15 protein-coding genes are annotated in these 12492 nt (G+C 67.9%); 9 read left to right on the top strand and 6 right to left on the bottom strand.

All coding sequences use genetic code 11. The features are described 5' to 3' along the window. Positions 1-7 precede the first annotated feature (7 nt). Positions 8-187, bottom strand: coding sequence for a hypothetical protein (locus ACZK2G_RS16070; protein ID WP_046988612.1), 180 nt, complete (start codon positions 185-187; stop codon positions 8-10). Positions 188-312: 125 nt separating this feature from the next. Between ACZK2G_RS16070 and ACZK2G_RS16065 the strand changes: the two genes are divergently transcribed. From ACZK2G_RS16065 to ACZK2G_RS16055, 3 genes are read left to right on the top strand one after another with little or no spacing between them, the layout of a single operon-like run. Continuing rightward, the gene (locus ACZK2G_RS16065) at positions 313-891 is read left to right on the top strand and encodes an RNA polymerase sigma factor (protein WP_019337006.1); all 579 of its coding nucleotides are present in this window, start codon (positions 313-315) and stop codon (positions 889-891) included. Next, positions 888-1427 (top strand): hypothetical protein, encoded by a 540-nt coding sequence (locus ACZK2G_RS16060; protein ID WP_136639570.1) that lies wholly within the window; start codon positions 888-890, stop codon positions 1425-1427. The genes ACZK2G_RS16065 and ACZK2G_RS16060 overlap by 4 nt, the downstream gene beginning before the upstream one ends. A gap of 10 nt (positions 1428-1437) precedes the next feature. Next, the gene (locus ACZK2G_RS16055; protein WP_136639569.1) at positions 1438-2319 is read left to right on the top strand and encodes a DUF4097 family beta strand repeat-containing protein; all 882 of its coding nucleotides are present in this window, start codon (positions 1438-1440) and stop codon (positions 2317-2319) included. Between the two features lie 49 nt (positions 2320-2368). On the opposite strand, the gene ACZK2G_RS16050 is transcribed toward ACZK2G_RS16055, so the two are convergent. The 3 genes from ACZK2G_RS16050 to ACZK2G_RS16040 form a co-directional block, all read right to left on the bottom strand. Then, positions 2369-2551, bottom strand: a complete 183-nt coding sequence (locus ACZK2G_RS16050) for a hypothetical protein (protein WP_012511788.1) — start codon at positions 2549-2551, stop codon at positions 2369-2371. An 11-nt stretch (positions 2552-2562) separates the two neighbouring features. Beyond that, positions 2563-2820 carry a YkgJ family cysteine cluster protein gene (locus ACZK2G_RS16045; RefSeq protein ID WP_032971993.1) on the bottom strand — a complete coding sequence of 86 codons (258 nt, stop codon included), beginning with the start codon at positions 2818-2820 and terminating at the stop codon, positions 2563-2565. Positions 2821-3086: 266 nt separating this feature from the next. Then, positions 3087-4448, bottom strand: a complete 1362-nt coding sequence (locus ACZK2G_RS16040) for an Hsp70 family protein (RefSeq protein ID WP_478473822.1) — start codon at positions 4446-4448, stop codon at positions 3087-3089. A gap of 180 nt (positions 4449-4628) precedes the next feature. On the opposite strand from ACZK2G_RS16040, the gene ACZK2G_RS16035 reads away from it, so the two are divergent. Beyond that, a complete protein-coding gene (locus tag ACZK2G_RS16035; protein ID WP_046985596.1) occupies positions 4629-4964 on the top strand; it encodes a zinc ribbon domain-containing protein YjdM in 336 nt (111 codons plus the stop codon). A 7-nt stretch (positions 4965-4971) separates the two neighbouring features. On the opposite strand, the gene ACZK2G_RS16030 is transcribed toward ACZK2G_RS16035, so the two are convergent. Beyond that, positions 4972-6114, bottom strand: a complete 1143-nt coding sequence (locus ACZK2G_RS16030; protein WP_046985597.1) for a transglutaminase domain-containing protein — start codon at positions 6112-6114, stop codon at positions 4972-4974. A 229-nt stretch (positions 6115-6343) separates the two neighbouring features. Between ACZK2G_RS16030 and ACZK2G_RS16025 the strand changes: the two genes are divergently transcribed. The 4 genes from ACZK2G_RS16025 to ACZK2G_RS16010 all read left to right on the top strand — a co-directional run bounded on the left by ACZK2G_RS16025 (position 6344) and on the right by ACZK2G_RS16010 (position 9208). Next, entirely contained in the window at positions 6344-6946 is a 603-nt protein-coding gene (locus ACZK2G_RS16025; RefSeq protein ID WP_046985598.1) for an HD domain-containing protein, read from the top strand. A gap of 49 nt (positions 6947-6995) precedes the next feature. Beyond that, positions 6996-7169 (top strand): oxidoreductase-like domain-containing protein, encoded by a 174-nt coding sequence (locus ACZK2G_RS16020; RefSeq protein WP_046985606.1) that lies wholly within the window; start codon positions 6996-6998, stop codon positions 7167-7169. After that, a complete protein-coding gene (locus tag ACZK2G_RS16015) occupies positions 7166-7783 on the top strand; it encodes a DUF998 domain-containing protein (protein WP_046985599.1) in 618 nt (205 codons plus the stop codon). Before ACZK2G_RS16020 ends, ACZK2G_RS16015 begins: the two co-directional genes overlap by 4 nt. A 78-nt stretch (positions 7784-7861) precedes the next feature. Next, positions 7862-9208, top strand: coding sequence for a virulence factor family protein (locus ACZK2G_RS16010; protein WP_046985600.1), 1347 nt, complete (start codon positions 7862-7864; stop codon positions 9206-9208). 169 nt (positions 9209-9377) lie between these two features. Here ACZK2G_RS16010 and mprF read toward each other — a convergent pair whose 3' ends face one another. Further along, complete coding sequence (gene mprF, locus ACZK2G_RS16005) at positions 9378-11942, bottom strand: bifunctional lysylphosphatidylglycerol flippase/synthetase MprF (protein WP_046985601.1); 2565 nt, start codon at positions 11940-11942, stop codon at positions 9378-9380. Positions 11943-12134: 192 nt separating this feature from the next. On the opposite strand from mprF, the gene ACZK2G_RS16000 reads away from it, so the two are divergent. Then, complete coding sequence (locus ACZK2G_RS16000) at positions 12135-12482, top strand: RidA family protein (RefSeq protein WP_005418155.1); 348 nt, start codon at positions 12135-12137, stop codon at positions 12480-12482. The last annotated feature ends 10 nt before the right edge of the window (positions 12483-12492 follow it).

Raw genomic sequence — 12492 nt, 5'->3', positions numbered from 1 at the left:
GCTGATGTTACCCGGCGCGTGCCGGCGATTCGACCGTGGGTGTCCAGGCCAGGCAGACCAGCTCCTGGCGATGCTGCTGCAGGCAGGCGCGTCCGTTGTCCGCACGCAGCTGCAGTGACAGGCCCAGTGCCTGCAGCACAACGCAGGCGGCGATCACCAGCAGGGCGGCGCAGGATGGGCTGGACATGGCAGGGCTCCCGGACGGCATTTTCATGAAGGACCTACCATGGATGCAGCAGCCGCCGAAAAGGTTGCATCGCGTTGGCGGTCGATTGCCTTAAACCTTTTCCCGGGCCGGTGCATCCAAGCGATATGCTCGACACCACCATGCCCGCGCTGCCTGCCGCCAACGACGCCGTCGACGAACCCGCCCTGGTGCGGGCAGCGGCCGCCGGCGATACCGCTGCCTATGAACTGCTGTACCGGCGCCATGCGCCCCGTGTATTTGCTGTGCTGTGGCGGCTGTGTGGCGGCCAGCAGGCACGCGCCGAAGACGCATTGCAGGAAGCGTTCCTGCAGGCGTGGAAGGCGCTGCCGGGGTTCCGCTTCGAAAGCAGCCTGTCGACCTGGCTGCATCGCCTGGGCGTCAACGCCGCGCTGATGGAACTGCGTGGGCGTGCTGCCGGGCAGGATCACGACAGTCTCGACGAAGTGGACGGAGGCTTGCAGGAACTGGCGGTACACGACCGCTGCGCCGGCACCGAACGCGACCTCGAACGGGCGCTGTCGACGCTGCCACCACGGGCACGTGCGGTACTGGTACTGCACGACATCGAAGGCTGGAAACACCAGGAAATCGCCGAACAGCTGCAGATGGCCGTCGGCAGTTCCAAAGCACAGTTGCATCGTGCGCGCGGCTTGTTGCGCGCACGGCTGGGAGACATGACATGAGTACACGCGACCACGATTCCGACCACGACCTGCTGGCACGCCTGCGCGCGCTGCCAGCCGAACGCAGCGTACCCACCGATGGCTGGGCGCGCCTGTCGGCGCAGTTGCCGCCGCGCGAAGCGCCCGTGGACCCCACGCCGGCCGACAACGTGGTGGCCCTGCCGCTGCGCCCACGTCGCCGGTGGTGGTTGCCGGTGGGGGCTGCACTGGCCGCCAGTCTGGCGCTCTACGCGGTGGTGCCTTGGCGCCATGCGCAGTTGGATGCGCCGATGCCGGCACAGTCAGCGCTGCAGCTGCAGGCGGCGGCAATGACCGAGCAGTACCAGCAGGCCGTCGCTTCGCTGCCCGATGGACGGGCGCCGGAATGGCAGCCAGCCCTGCACGAACTGGATGAAAGTGCGGCGCAGATCCGTGCCGCACTGGCGCAGGACCCGCGCGCCCCGCACCTGCTTGGCCAGCTCAAGCGTACCTACGCGCTGCGGCTGGAACTGACCCGGCAGGCGGCCTATGCCGCCGAGTCCGGCTTGACGACCTGAGGAGACCCCCATGACCCGAATCCTGATGACCTGCTGCGCCGCCCTGTTGCTGGTGCCCGCCGTGGCGCTGGCCGATACGCGGATCGACGAGCGCCACAACCTGGCGCCGGGCGGCCGCATCGAGCTGAGCAACGTAGCCGGCAAGGTGACCGTGCGCGGCTGGGACCGCAACGACGTGCAGCTCACCGGCACGCTCAGCGATGGCCTGCAGCTGCGCCAGGAAAAGAGTGCAAACCGCGTGCGCTGGGAGATCGAATACCCGCGCCGCAACAACAGCGGTGGCGCCACGCTGGTGCTGAATGTGCCACGCTCGGTGGAGCTGCTGTTGAGCACGGTCAGCGCCAGTCAGGAGATCAGCGGCATCGATGTTCGCCGGCTGCAGGCCGACACCGTCAGCGGCAGCCTGAGCGCGTCAGGGCGCAGTGGCGACAGCAAGCTCAATACGGTCAGTGGCAGCGTCAATGCTCGCCTGCAGACGCCGAGACTGGACGTGAACACGGTCAGCGGTCGCATCGAAGCGGGCGGCGGCGTGTCCGGTGATATCGGTGCGCAGACCGTATCGGGTCGGGTCGACGTCGATGCGGGGCGGGTGCAGCGCCTGGCGGTGGAAACCGTGTCGGGCAGCATCGACCTGGCCGCGGCCGGACTGGCGCCGGGTGGCCGCATCAATGTCGAATCGGTGAGTGCATCGGTCAACCTGCGCCTGCCGCGCACGGTGTCGGCACAGCTGTCGGTGAACAGCTTCAGTGGTTCGATCAACAGTGACGCCGGTGACGTCGAGCGGCCGCGCTATGGGCCGGGCAGCCGCCTGGACACCCGGCTGGGCGGCGGTGATGGTGACATCCGCATCCAGTCGCACTCGGGCAGCGTGCAGGTACGCCTGGATCGCTGAGCGCGGTCCGGCAGGCCGCGGCGGCAGCGCCGCCGCGGTCGGGGGAGGGTCAGCTGGCTTTCTTCAGCGCCCAGGTGGTACCGAGAACTTCGATCTTGCCACCGCTCTTGCGGAACGCGGCCAGGTCCGAAGCGATCGAGTCGCTGCTGACCACGGTGCTGGCGGATGCGCCCTTGCGTTCACTGCGGATGCTGTTGCTGGCCTTCGCGGGGGTCTTTGCCTTGCGGGGCATGGTGGCTCCTGTCAGGTGGAAGGGGAGGAAAGCGCGCAGGACTCGGCCTGGCGCAGGTAGTCCTGCCGCTCGCGGCGGCAGTCGTCGCCGCCCATCGAGAACTGGCGGCAGATCGCCGGGCGCTGCGAATAGATCGTGCAGCGCAGGTGATACGGATCGATCGCCGCGCACCAGCCTTCTTCGTTGCGCGCCATCACGGCACGGCCGTGGGTGTCGCGCGACAGGAACTGGCCGGGCACGTGGTCGCCGGGCTGCAGCAGGACCGGCAACCGGCAACAGACCGCGTCACAACGGCGGCAGTCGATGGGTGCTGGTTCAGCGTCAGGTTGTACGGCCACAGGGGCCTGGCGGGTGCCCAAAGCGGGTCTCGATGGCGGCTCGGGTAGTACGCGGACCATGATCGAGCCAGAGGGCATGGTCGCCAGGCCCGCTGGGCGGGCCAGGCTGCACCATGGGTACACACACCGGCGAGGCCAGTGGACGGTGCAGCGGTTTTCTAGCCGGCCAAGGGTAGCGCAGACCGCGTAACGTTTTGTTAATCCTGGCTGGCTGCCGCCAGCGCCAGGCCCTGGACCACGCCCAGCGAGGGTTCGCCATGGACCATGCGGGCACCCGGGAAGGCCTCGGCCACCGCCTTGCGGAGGTAGCCTGCGCGGGACATGCCGCCGGTCAGGAACACCGCATCCGGGTCGCCGCCGATGTCGCTGCGGACCTGGGCCAGCAGTTCGCGGATCTGGCTCAGGTAGCCATGCGCGGCGGCGGCCAGGCCATCGGCGCTGCTGTCGGCGTGCAAGTCGCGGGCAATGTAGTCAAGCGTGCTGCGGTGCTCGCTGCTGGCACTGAGCGCGATCTTGGCGCGCTCGACATCGCGGTACAGGCGGGCCGTGTTGCCGGTGTCCTGCAGTGCCTGCAGGCGCGCGCCCCACGGCGCGTCGACGTGGTCGTAGTTGTGCTGGCGGAAGTCGCGCTGGCGGGTCATGTCCTGCACAGTGGCCGCTTCCACGTAATGGTGGGCGGGCACACGGGTGATGCCGCGGCCGAACAGCGGCATGTAGCCGGACAGGCTCAGCGCCAGGTCGATGTCGGTACCGCCACGTGCGATGCCCCAGGCGCGGTGGATGCGCGGAGCGGTTTCACCACCAACTTCGGCGTGGGCGATGTCGGTGGTACCACCGCCGATGTCGACGATCACCGCCTGGTGCCGCTCACGGCTTTCGGCGTGGTAGTGCATGGCCGCCGCCGCAGGTTCTTCGAGGAAATCGATCTGGTCGAAGCCGGCCTGGGTGGCCGCCTCGCGCAGGATGTCCAACGCCTGGTCGTTGCCTGCAGCGCCGATCGAGCTGCGGAACTGCACCGGGCGGCCAAGCAGGGCGGCGCGCAGCGGCTGGCCGAGCTGGGCGCTGGCGGTCAGCCGGATGTGTTCGAGGATGTGCGCGGCGATACCGGTGATGGTCTGCTTCGCGCGCGGGTGCAGGTTGTAGCCCAGCATCGACTTCGGGCTCTGCACCAGGTTGCCCTCGTGTTCCTCGAAATAGGCTTCCAGCGCTTCATCGCCGTAGATCGCGTTCTGCAGCAGGTCATTGGCACTGCGTTCCTTGCCGGCGCGCGCTTCCATCCATTCGCGACGCAGGGCGCGCAGGGCTTCGCGACGCAGCGCCTGCGGCGTGCGTTCCTGGCCGGCGGCGCGGGCCGCGCGCGCGGCGCTGTCGATCATCTGCTGCAGCTGGTGTTCCTGGCCGTCATCGAGCTGGAAGTCGTCCGGGTCGGGGACCACGCCGGGGAAGTACACGCTGGTGCGGAACTGCTCGGCGTCACCGAAGCGGATCGGCAGCAGTTCACCGTCACGCACGATGGCGGCGGCGGAGTTGCTGGTACCGAAGTCGATGCCGAGGCGCATGGGGGGTTCCGGGGACGATCAGGGGCCGCGCACTCTGCTGCAGTTCGCGGCCGACTGCAAGTTCCTGCGTCCTCGCGGGCCGGGCTGGACCGGGGCTCCCTCACGCACCACCCGTGGAAATGGGAAAAAAGGCCGGGCGGTTACAATGCAGGCTGTTGATTCATTTCGAGGTACTTGCCGATGTCTTCTGTTCCCGCCTGCCCGCAGTGCACCCTGGAAAACACCTATGCCGATGGCGCGCTGTGGATCTGCGCCGACTGTGGCTTCGAGTGGACCGCCGAAGAAGGTTCCGGTTCGACCCTGGTCGTGCGTGACAGCAACGGCAACACCTTGCAGGCCGGCGATACCGTTACGGTGATCAAGGACCTGAAGGTCAAGGGCTCCTCGATTCCGCTGAAGCAGGGCACCGTGATCCGCAACATCCGCCTGGTCGAGGATGATGCCGAGCACATCGAAGGCAATTCGGACAAGATCAAGGGACTGGTCCTGAAGACCTGCTTCCTCAAGAAGGCCTGACCGCCGATCAGCGCCGGGCCTGCTGCTGCGCGCGCCAGCGGGCCAGGCTGTCCAGCTTGGCCTGGTAGCGCGCCTGCTCGGGGGCTCCGCCGAGTTCCTGCGCACGCAGCAGTTCACGGTCGGCGCGCCTGAGCTGGCCGGCCAGGAAATACACCCGCGCCAACCCGAAGTGGAACTGGTGCGCGGTGTCGTACAGGCGTACTGCCTGCCGGTAATAACGGATCGCCGCATCCAGCTGGCCCGCGCGTTCGGCCTTGGCGCCGAGCATGTACTGGGCGAATGGATCTTCGCGCTGGACCCACTGCAGGCGCCGTTCCAGCACCTGCGCCTGGGCCACCAGCCCCAGCTTGCGGTACAGCGCACTGGCGTTGTTCAACGCGGCGTCATGGCGGCCATCCAGGCGCAGGGCCATTTCCAGTGAACGGCGCGCCGCAGCGACATCGCCGCTGCGGTTTTCCAGCACGCCCAGATTGTTCCAGGTGGCGGCAAAACTACTGTCCTGGCCCAGCGCGGCCGCGTAGAACGCACGCGCGCCGGGAATGTCGCCAGCGGCCATGCGTTCGGCGCCGCGGTTGTTGTAGAAATGCGCCAGCGCACGCGCCTGACTGATCGGTTGCGGGCCGTGGCGGTCGTACAGCACGTTGCGGTCCAGGTCGACGGTGGCGAAGCGCCCGCCGAATCCAACCCCGGCATTGACGTGGCCCACGCTGTAAACCAGTCCCTGCGCCTGGTCCTGGTACCAGGACACCACCTGGCCCACCTCCTGCACGCGCGCCTGGATGCCGGCCTCGCGTGCCAGCGCAACGAACATCAGGGTGAAGGCCAGGCAGTTGGCACGACGCTGCTGCCAGATCTCGCTGACGGTGAGGGTCGCGTCGGCGTCGTACTGCAGGTCCATGCCGTGGCGGTCGAAGATCATCTCCACCAGTCCCTGCAGGCGTTGCTCACGCGAGTAGCCGCGATTGATCACCTGCGTGCGCAGCATCTCGCGCATCTCAGCGGGGATCGCCGATACCTGCTGCGGCGACGGAATGGTGGGGGAGGCGGCGATCGCGGTGGCATCGGCCCCGGCGGGGCCCAGTGCAAGCGCGGGCGGCGCTGCCAGCGTGGCCAGTGCGAGGAACAGGAAGCGAGCGGCAGGATGGTACATGACGGCTCCCGACAGCGGCGGGCGCTCCCGCCTGCGGCGAGTGTAGACCCGCGAGGAGGCCGCCGGCGTCACCGTTGGTCGGCAGCGCCATCCATCCACAACCGGTGTGGACCAGCGCTCGACAAAGCTGTGGACAACCGCGTCCAGGCCGCGCCTGGCAAGCGTCGTGAGGGTGTGGTGAAAAAACCGCCAGCTTGCCCGGTGCCAGCACAGGCGTGATGATCCGGGTATGGACTTCTCTCCGCTGACGCTTGCACCGGCGCAGTGGCAGGCGCTGCAGGACAGCTATGCAACGCCGCCACGGGCCTACCACCACTTCGGCCATGTGCGCGCGGTGCTGCAGCACTGCCAGGAGGTGGCCGAGGGCCCGGGCTGGCAGCAACCGGCCGAAGTCTATCTGGCCGTGCTCTACCACGATGCGGTCTACCAGGCCGGGCGCAAGGACAACGAGGCGCGTTCGGCGCAGCTGGCGGTGCAGGCCATCGCGCAGGCGCCAGAACTGGCCGGCGTCGATGCGGCCCGGGTGGAGCAGCTGATCCTGCTGACCGCACGCCATGGCGCGCTGGGGCTGGACGATGTCGACGCCGAAGCGGCCTTGTTCCTGGACTGCGACATGGCGATCCTGGCCGCGCCGGAACCGGTGTTCACGGCCTACGACCGCGGTGTGGCCGAGGAGTACAAGGGCGTGGTGCCAGGCTTCCTGTACCGTGCCGGCCGGCGTCGATTCCTGCAGGGCCTGCTGCGCGCGCCGCGCATCTTCCTCAGCGAATTCTTCCACCAGCGCCTGGACGCAGCGGCCCGTGAAAACCTGCGCCGCCAGTTGGGCGCCTGAGCCAGCCCGTTACACTGGGGCCTGTTTCCACCGATTGCCGTTTGCCACCGTGTCCGTCACTGATCCCGATCCCCGCCCCGTGCCGCCGGAAGAACCCGGTCCCAACGAATGCTGTGGCAGTGGCTGCCCGCTGTGCGTACTCGACCTGTATGCCGACGAGCTGCAGCGCTATCGCAAGGCGCTGGCCGAGTGGAAGGCGCGGCATCCGGAGGCGACGCCATGAGCCGCATGCGGCCTGCGGCGCTGCTGGCGATGGCGGCATTGCTGCTGTTCATGGCCACAGCGTTGTGGACCCAGTTCGCACGCACCGACCTGGACTGGGTGCGGGCAACGCTCAGCCTCTACCTGCACGGACCGTGGGGGCTGCTGCTGCGAAGTGCGTACTGCCTGCTCGCGCTGGCGATCGCTGTGCTGGGCATCGCGTTGTATCGCGGCAGCATCGGCCCACGGCGCAGTTCGGCGGCGCCGTTGTTGTTCACGGCGTCCGCGCTGGGCCTGGCCACGGTCGCCATCGGTGACAGCTGGTTGCCCGAGGCAACACCGCTGCTGGCCCCTTTCATCCATGGGCTGGCGGCCAATACCGCGTTCCTGTGCGCCAGCGTCGGCATGCTGCTGCAGGCCTGGTACCTGCGCCGCGAACCGGGCTGGAAGACCGCTGCCGGCCTGCTCTGGGGCTGGGCCTGGCTGGCCTTCGTGCTGCTGTGGCTGCATGTGTTGTGGCGCGCCGGGCCGCCGCGCGGGCTGGGGCAGAAGGTGGTGATCGCGGTGATCGTGGGCTGGCTGCTGTACTTGGCCCTGGCGCTGTACCGCCGCGGCCGTCAGGCCGCAGCCGACTGAATCCCCAACGGACTGCGCCGGTACATGCCGTGCACGCGGCAGCGGCGTATCGTGTGCGCATTCCACCGGGGTTGCGACATGAAGCATGCAGGGCTGGGCAGGGCAATGGGAGTGGTACTGGCGCTGGCTGCACTGCCGGCGACAGCGGCGGTCACCGCACAGCAGTTCAGTCATGGGCGCTTCGAGCAGATCCCGGTGCACATGCCGGCCGGCACGCCGCAGCGTGTGGTGATCTGGTTCCATGAGCCCGCCGCCGGTGGCGACACCAGCCGCCTGCCGATCGAGGCCCTGCGTGCAGACGGCGCGCTGGTTGCGGCGGTGGACATCGCGCACCTGCGCGGGGTGCTCAAGCGCGAAGGTGATCCGACCTGTTCGTTCGGCTCCGGCGATGTGGAGAATTTCTCGCGCTGGCTGCAGGCCTCCCTGCATCTGCCCGGCTACCACCTGCCGCTGGTCGGCGGCGATGGCGAAGGTGCCGAGATGGCCTACACGCTGGCGGCGCAGGCCGACACCCAGGTGTTCGCCGGCCTGCTGACCACTGGCTTCTGCCCGGACCACAACCATCAGCGCATGGTCTGCGGCGATGGGGTCAAGCACAACGCGCTGCAACCGGCCGAACTGAATTTCCCGTGGTTGAGCGCGGCTGGCGACCGCGGCTGCAAGGTCGGCCAGGCCAGCGCGTTCGTGCAGCAGGTCGCGATGGCGCGCGAGTTCAAGCGCACCACGCGTGGTGATGCATCACCGGGCCTGGTGGCTGCGGCGCGGGTGATTGGCGCACAGGCGGGCATCAGCCTGGCCCCGCCACCAGCTGTGCTGAAGGGGTTGCCAGTAGTGGAAGTGCCGGCCTCCGGCAACGGTGACACGCTGGCGGTGTTCGTCTCCGGTGACGGCGGCTGGGCCGGCCTGGACAAGGACGTTGCGTCTGCGCTCAACGAGCAGGGCGTGGCAGTAGTCGGCATCGATTCGCTGCGCTACTTCTGGAGCGAGCGCACGCCGAAGGGCTTTGCCGGTGACCTGCAGAAGATCATCGACCACTACCGCACCCAGTGGCATCGCGACAAGGTGATGCTGATCGGCTTCTCGCAGGGCGCCGACGTACTGCCGGCCACCATCAACCAGCTCGATGCCAGTACGCGCGACTCGCTGGATCGTATCGTGCTGCTGTCGGTCGGGAAGAAGGCCGACTTCGAGTTCCACGTCAGCAACTGGCTGGGCGGTGGTGGCGACGGCCTGCCGATCGCACCGGAAGTGGCCAGGTTGCCGGCAGCCAAGACCGTGTGCGTGTATGGCGACAAGGACGAAGACGCACTGTGCCCGGATCTGCCGGCCAATGATGGTGTGAAGAAGGTAAAGCTGCCCGGCGATCACCATTTCGGTGGCGATTATGACCGCCTCGCCGAAGTGATCCTGAAGGGCGGTATGTAGCGCTTGGTAGATGCTGACCTTGGTCGGCGCTGGGGCTGAGGGGCCTTGGGGATGAGCGTGTCGACCAAGGTCGACACCTACCGGGCGCATGTAGCGTCGAGCATGTCGACCAAGGTCGACACCTGCCGGGTGGCAAGTAGCGCCGGGCCATGCCCGGCGGATCGCGGCCTCAATTCCGCCGTGGGTCCAGCGAGATCAGCCGCGTGGCATCGAGCAGCGCGGCGGGCAGGTGCATGCCACCGGGTGCGGCCAGATAACGCGGCCGCCATTGCGGGTCGAACTTGGACTTGAAGCGGCGCAGGCCACTGAACCCGTAGAAGCGCTCGCCGTGTCGTGCCAGCAGGCCGGCCAGCCGGTTCCAGCGCCCGGCCAGTCGATGCTGGGCCAGCCCGGACAACGGCGCCATGCCCAGCGAGAAACGCGCATAACCCTGTGCGCGGCCCCACAGGAACAGCTCGATGAAGAGGAAGTCCATCGTGCCCTTCGGAGCTTCGTTGACGTGGCGCATCAGGTCCACCGACAGCTCGGCACCGGCCGGTGCCTGCCACAGGTTGGCGAAGGCCACGATCTGGCCCTCGGCTTCGACCAGTGCCACCGGGAAGCGGACCAGGTAATCCGGGTCGTAACTACCGAGCGAGAAGCCCTTCTCGTCGCCGGCCTTGTCTTCCAACCATGCGTTGGAGATCGCGTGCAGGCGCGGCAGGAGGCTTGGGATCTCTTCCACCGATGCCACGCGGAAGGACAGGCCGCTGCGCTTGCCGCGGTTCCAGGCCTGGCGCAGGTCGGCACGCTCGCGTCCCTCCAGCCCGAAATCATGCAGCGGCACCATCGCTTCTTCGCCCAGCTTGACCAGTCCCAGGCCGAGGTCGAGATAGGTCTGCCAATAGGTTTCACCGACCTGGTAGAACACCGGCCGCAGCCCGAGCCGGTCGGCTTCCTCGCGGAAGCGCCAGATCAAGGCGCGCGCCACGTCCGGCGGACCGACCGGATCGCCCATCGCGATCAGCGAACCGCCATAGCGCTGCATCATCACGAAGCCCTGCTTGGCCTCATCACGCAGAACCGCCTTGTCGGCAGTCAGGACCAGGCAGGCCTGGGTATCAGTGGCGCCAGCCAGCACGGGTGCCAGTGACTGCAACGTAGCCTCGTCGGCGGGTTGCAGTGGGCTGCGCGTGCTGTGCAGCAATCGCGCCAGGCCGAACATCACCAGCGCGATCGCGACCACCAGCAACGCACGCAGTGCGCGCGGTGCATTGCCCGACACTGCGAACTGCCACCACAGCTCGTTCTGGTACTCGACGTGGCTGTAGGTGAAGAACAGCAGCCAGGTGACCGCCACCAGCACCAGGCCGAGGTTGCGCAGCCATGGCCATGACCAGGCTTCATCGAGCAGTGCGCCCTGGCGGTAGAACTCGCGGCGTGCGGCCCACAGCGCCATCGCCACCAGCAGCGCAGAAACCGCGATCAGCAGCTGGCCACCGCGCAGCCACAACGGCAACGGGGTGATCACGCACACCGCCATCGCCAGCATCCACGCGGCGTGGCTGCGCCTGGCCAGGCCTTGTCCGATCAGCAGCAGGGCGACACCGCTGAGACTGCCGATCAGGTGCGAGGTTTCCAGGATCGGCAGCGAGGCGCCGACCAGATGACGACGTGGTGTTGGCAGCGTGCCGTCAATGACCAGCGCGGCACCGATGCTGAACACCGCCAGCGCGATGATCTGCGGCAGCCATGGGCGCAGCGCGTTCCAGCCGGCACGGGTTGCCCCAGCACTGGCCTGCAGCGGTTGCCGCAGCGCGGGCGCGAGGGCAAGCAGGGTGGCCAGCAGTAGTGGCAGCACGTAGTAGGTGACGCGGTAGATCAGCGCTGCGGCCAGCACCGCTGCCGGGGCTACCTGTGGCAGCAGCTTCAGCAGGCTCCACTCGAACACGCCCAGGCCCGCCGGCACGGTCGAGACCAGGCCGGCCAGCACCGCCACCAGGTACAGGCCGACGAAGCCGGGCAGGCCGGTGGGCGTGGAGTCGGGCAGCAGCACATAGAACGCAGCACTGGCCAGCACCAGCTCGATGACGCTGAGTACGGTGACACCCAGCATGGTGCGGCGGTCGGGCAACCAGAGTGCATGGCCGAACACGCTGAACTGCCGTCCCTCGCGGCCGACCAGCAACACGGTGCCCACAAATGCGAGCAGGGCGGCCACGCCGACCACGCGCACCGCGTCTGGATTCAACGGCAATGCCAATGCCGCCGCTGCAGGCTCCATGCACAGCGCCACGCTGATCAACAGCCACGCACCGAACACGAAACCGAGCGTACTCATCAGCACCACCTGGCCGATCTGCGCCAGGTCCAGGCCGGCGCTGCGGTAGCCGCGCAGGCGCACGGCGCCGCCGGTCAGTGCGGCAAAGCCCACGGTCTGGCCGAGGGTGTGCGCGAGGAAGGCCGTGATGCCGATGCGCGCCGGATGCACGCGGATGCCGCTGCGGCGCAGGCCGATGGCGTCGAAGCCGATCAGGCAGGCATAGCTGGCCAGGCCGAGTACCACGGTAAGCGCGATCTGGGTACCGCTGAGCTGGCGGAAGGCCTGGCGGATGGCACGGTAGCCATGCTCGTCGAACTCACCGGCCAGGCCATGCAGGGCCAGTGCCAGGATCAGCAGCGGGATGACGATGGTGGCCACCCGCTTCCAGGTGGGCGTGGAAGGGGGAGCGATGGAATCGGAGGGGGCGGTCATCGGCGCAAGGGTGCGGCAGCAGGGGCGAGGGCGGTGTCAACGCGGGCGTGGCGCATCGTGCGCCTGTCGCTGGCATTTGACCAGCAGAACTGTCATGGGCAGGTAGTGGCATTGCGCGGAAAGCGTCCATGCACCCACCGTTGGCTGGTTTGGAGGACAATGCAGGCCTGATCACCCGCAGGAGCCACGCCCATGATGGAGCGTTACGACGTCGGACCGCGCATGTCCGAAATGACCGTGTACAACAAGGTCGCCTATCTCTCCGGCCAGATTCCGGAAGACACCAGCCAGGACATCACCGGGCAGACCCGGCAGGTGCTGGCCGAGATCGACAAGCTGCTGGCGCTGGTGGCCAGTGATCGCCAGCACGTGCTGCGTGCGGAAGTCTTCCTCGCCGACATCGCCGATTTCGATGGCATGAACAAGGCGTGGGACGAGTGGGTGGTCGAGGGTGCAACGCCGGCCCGCGCAACGTTCGAAGCCAAGCTGGCCCACGCCGAGTGGAAGGTCGAGATCGTGGTGACGGCGGCCGTACCGTAATCATTGAACG

Source organism: Stenotrophomonas sp. 107298_Sma, from assembly GCF_056480345.1.
This window is presented reverse-complemented; position numbering and strand designations above follow the sequence as displayed.

Coding starts and splice junctions, on each gene's coding strand:
- ACZK2G_RS16025 (WP_046985598.1), top strand. CDS start 6,344: ATGGACTTCTCTCCGCTGACGCTTGCACCGGCGCAGTGGCAGGCGCTG.
- ACZK2G_RS16060 (WP_136639570.1), top strand. CDS start 888: ATGAGTACACGCGACCACGATTCCGACCACGACCTGCTGGCACGCCTG.
- ACZK2G_RS16000 (WP_005418155.1), top strand. CDS start 12,135: ATGATGGAGCGTTACGACGTCGGACCGCGCATGTCCGAAATGACCGTG.
- ACZK2G_RS16070 (WP_046988612.1), bottom strand. CDS start 187: ATGTCCAGCCCATCCTGCGCCGCCCTGCTGGTGATCGCCGCCTGCGTT.
- ACZK2G_RS16030 (WP_046985597.1), bottom strand. CDS start 6,114: ATGTACCATCCTGCCGCTCGCTTCCTGTTCCTCGCACTGGCCACGCTG.
- ACZK2G_RS16065 (WP_019337006.1), top strand. CDS start 313: ATGCTCGACACCACCATGCCCGCGCTGCCTGCCGCCAACGACGCCGTC.
- ACZK2G_RS16035 (WP_046985596.1), top strand. CDS start 4,629: ATGTCTTCTGTTCCCGCCTGCCCGCAGTGCACCCTGGAAAACACCTAT.
- mprF (WP_046985601.1), bottom strand. CDS start 11,942: ATGACCGCCCCCTCCGATTCCATCGCTCCCCCTTCCACGCCCACCTGG.
- ACZK2G_RS16050 (WP_012511788.1), bottom strand. CDS start 2,551: ATGCCCCGCAAGGCAAAGACCCCCGCGAAGGCCAGCAACAGCATCCGC.
- ACZK2G_RS16040 (WP_478473822.1), bottom strand. CDS start 4,448: ATGCGCCTCGGCATCGACTTCGGTACCAGCAACTCCGCCGCCGCCATC.
- ACZK2G_RS16015 (WP_046985599.1), top strand. CDS start 7,166: ATGAGCCGCATGCGGCCTGCGGCGCTGCTGGCGATGGCGGCATTGCTG.
- ACZK2G_RS16055 (WP_136639569.1), top strand. CDS start 1,438: ATGACCCGAATCCTGATGACCTGCTGCGCCGCCCTGTTGCTGGTGCCC.
- ACZK2G_RS16010 (WP_046985600.1), top strand. CDS start 7,862: ATGAAGCATGCAGGGCTGGGCAGGGCAATGGGAGTGGTACTGGCGCTG.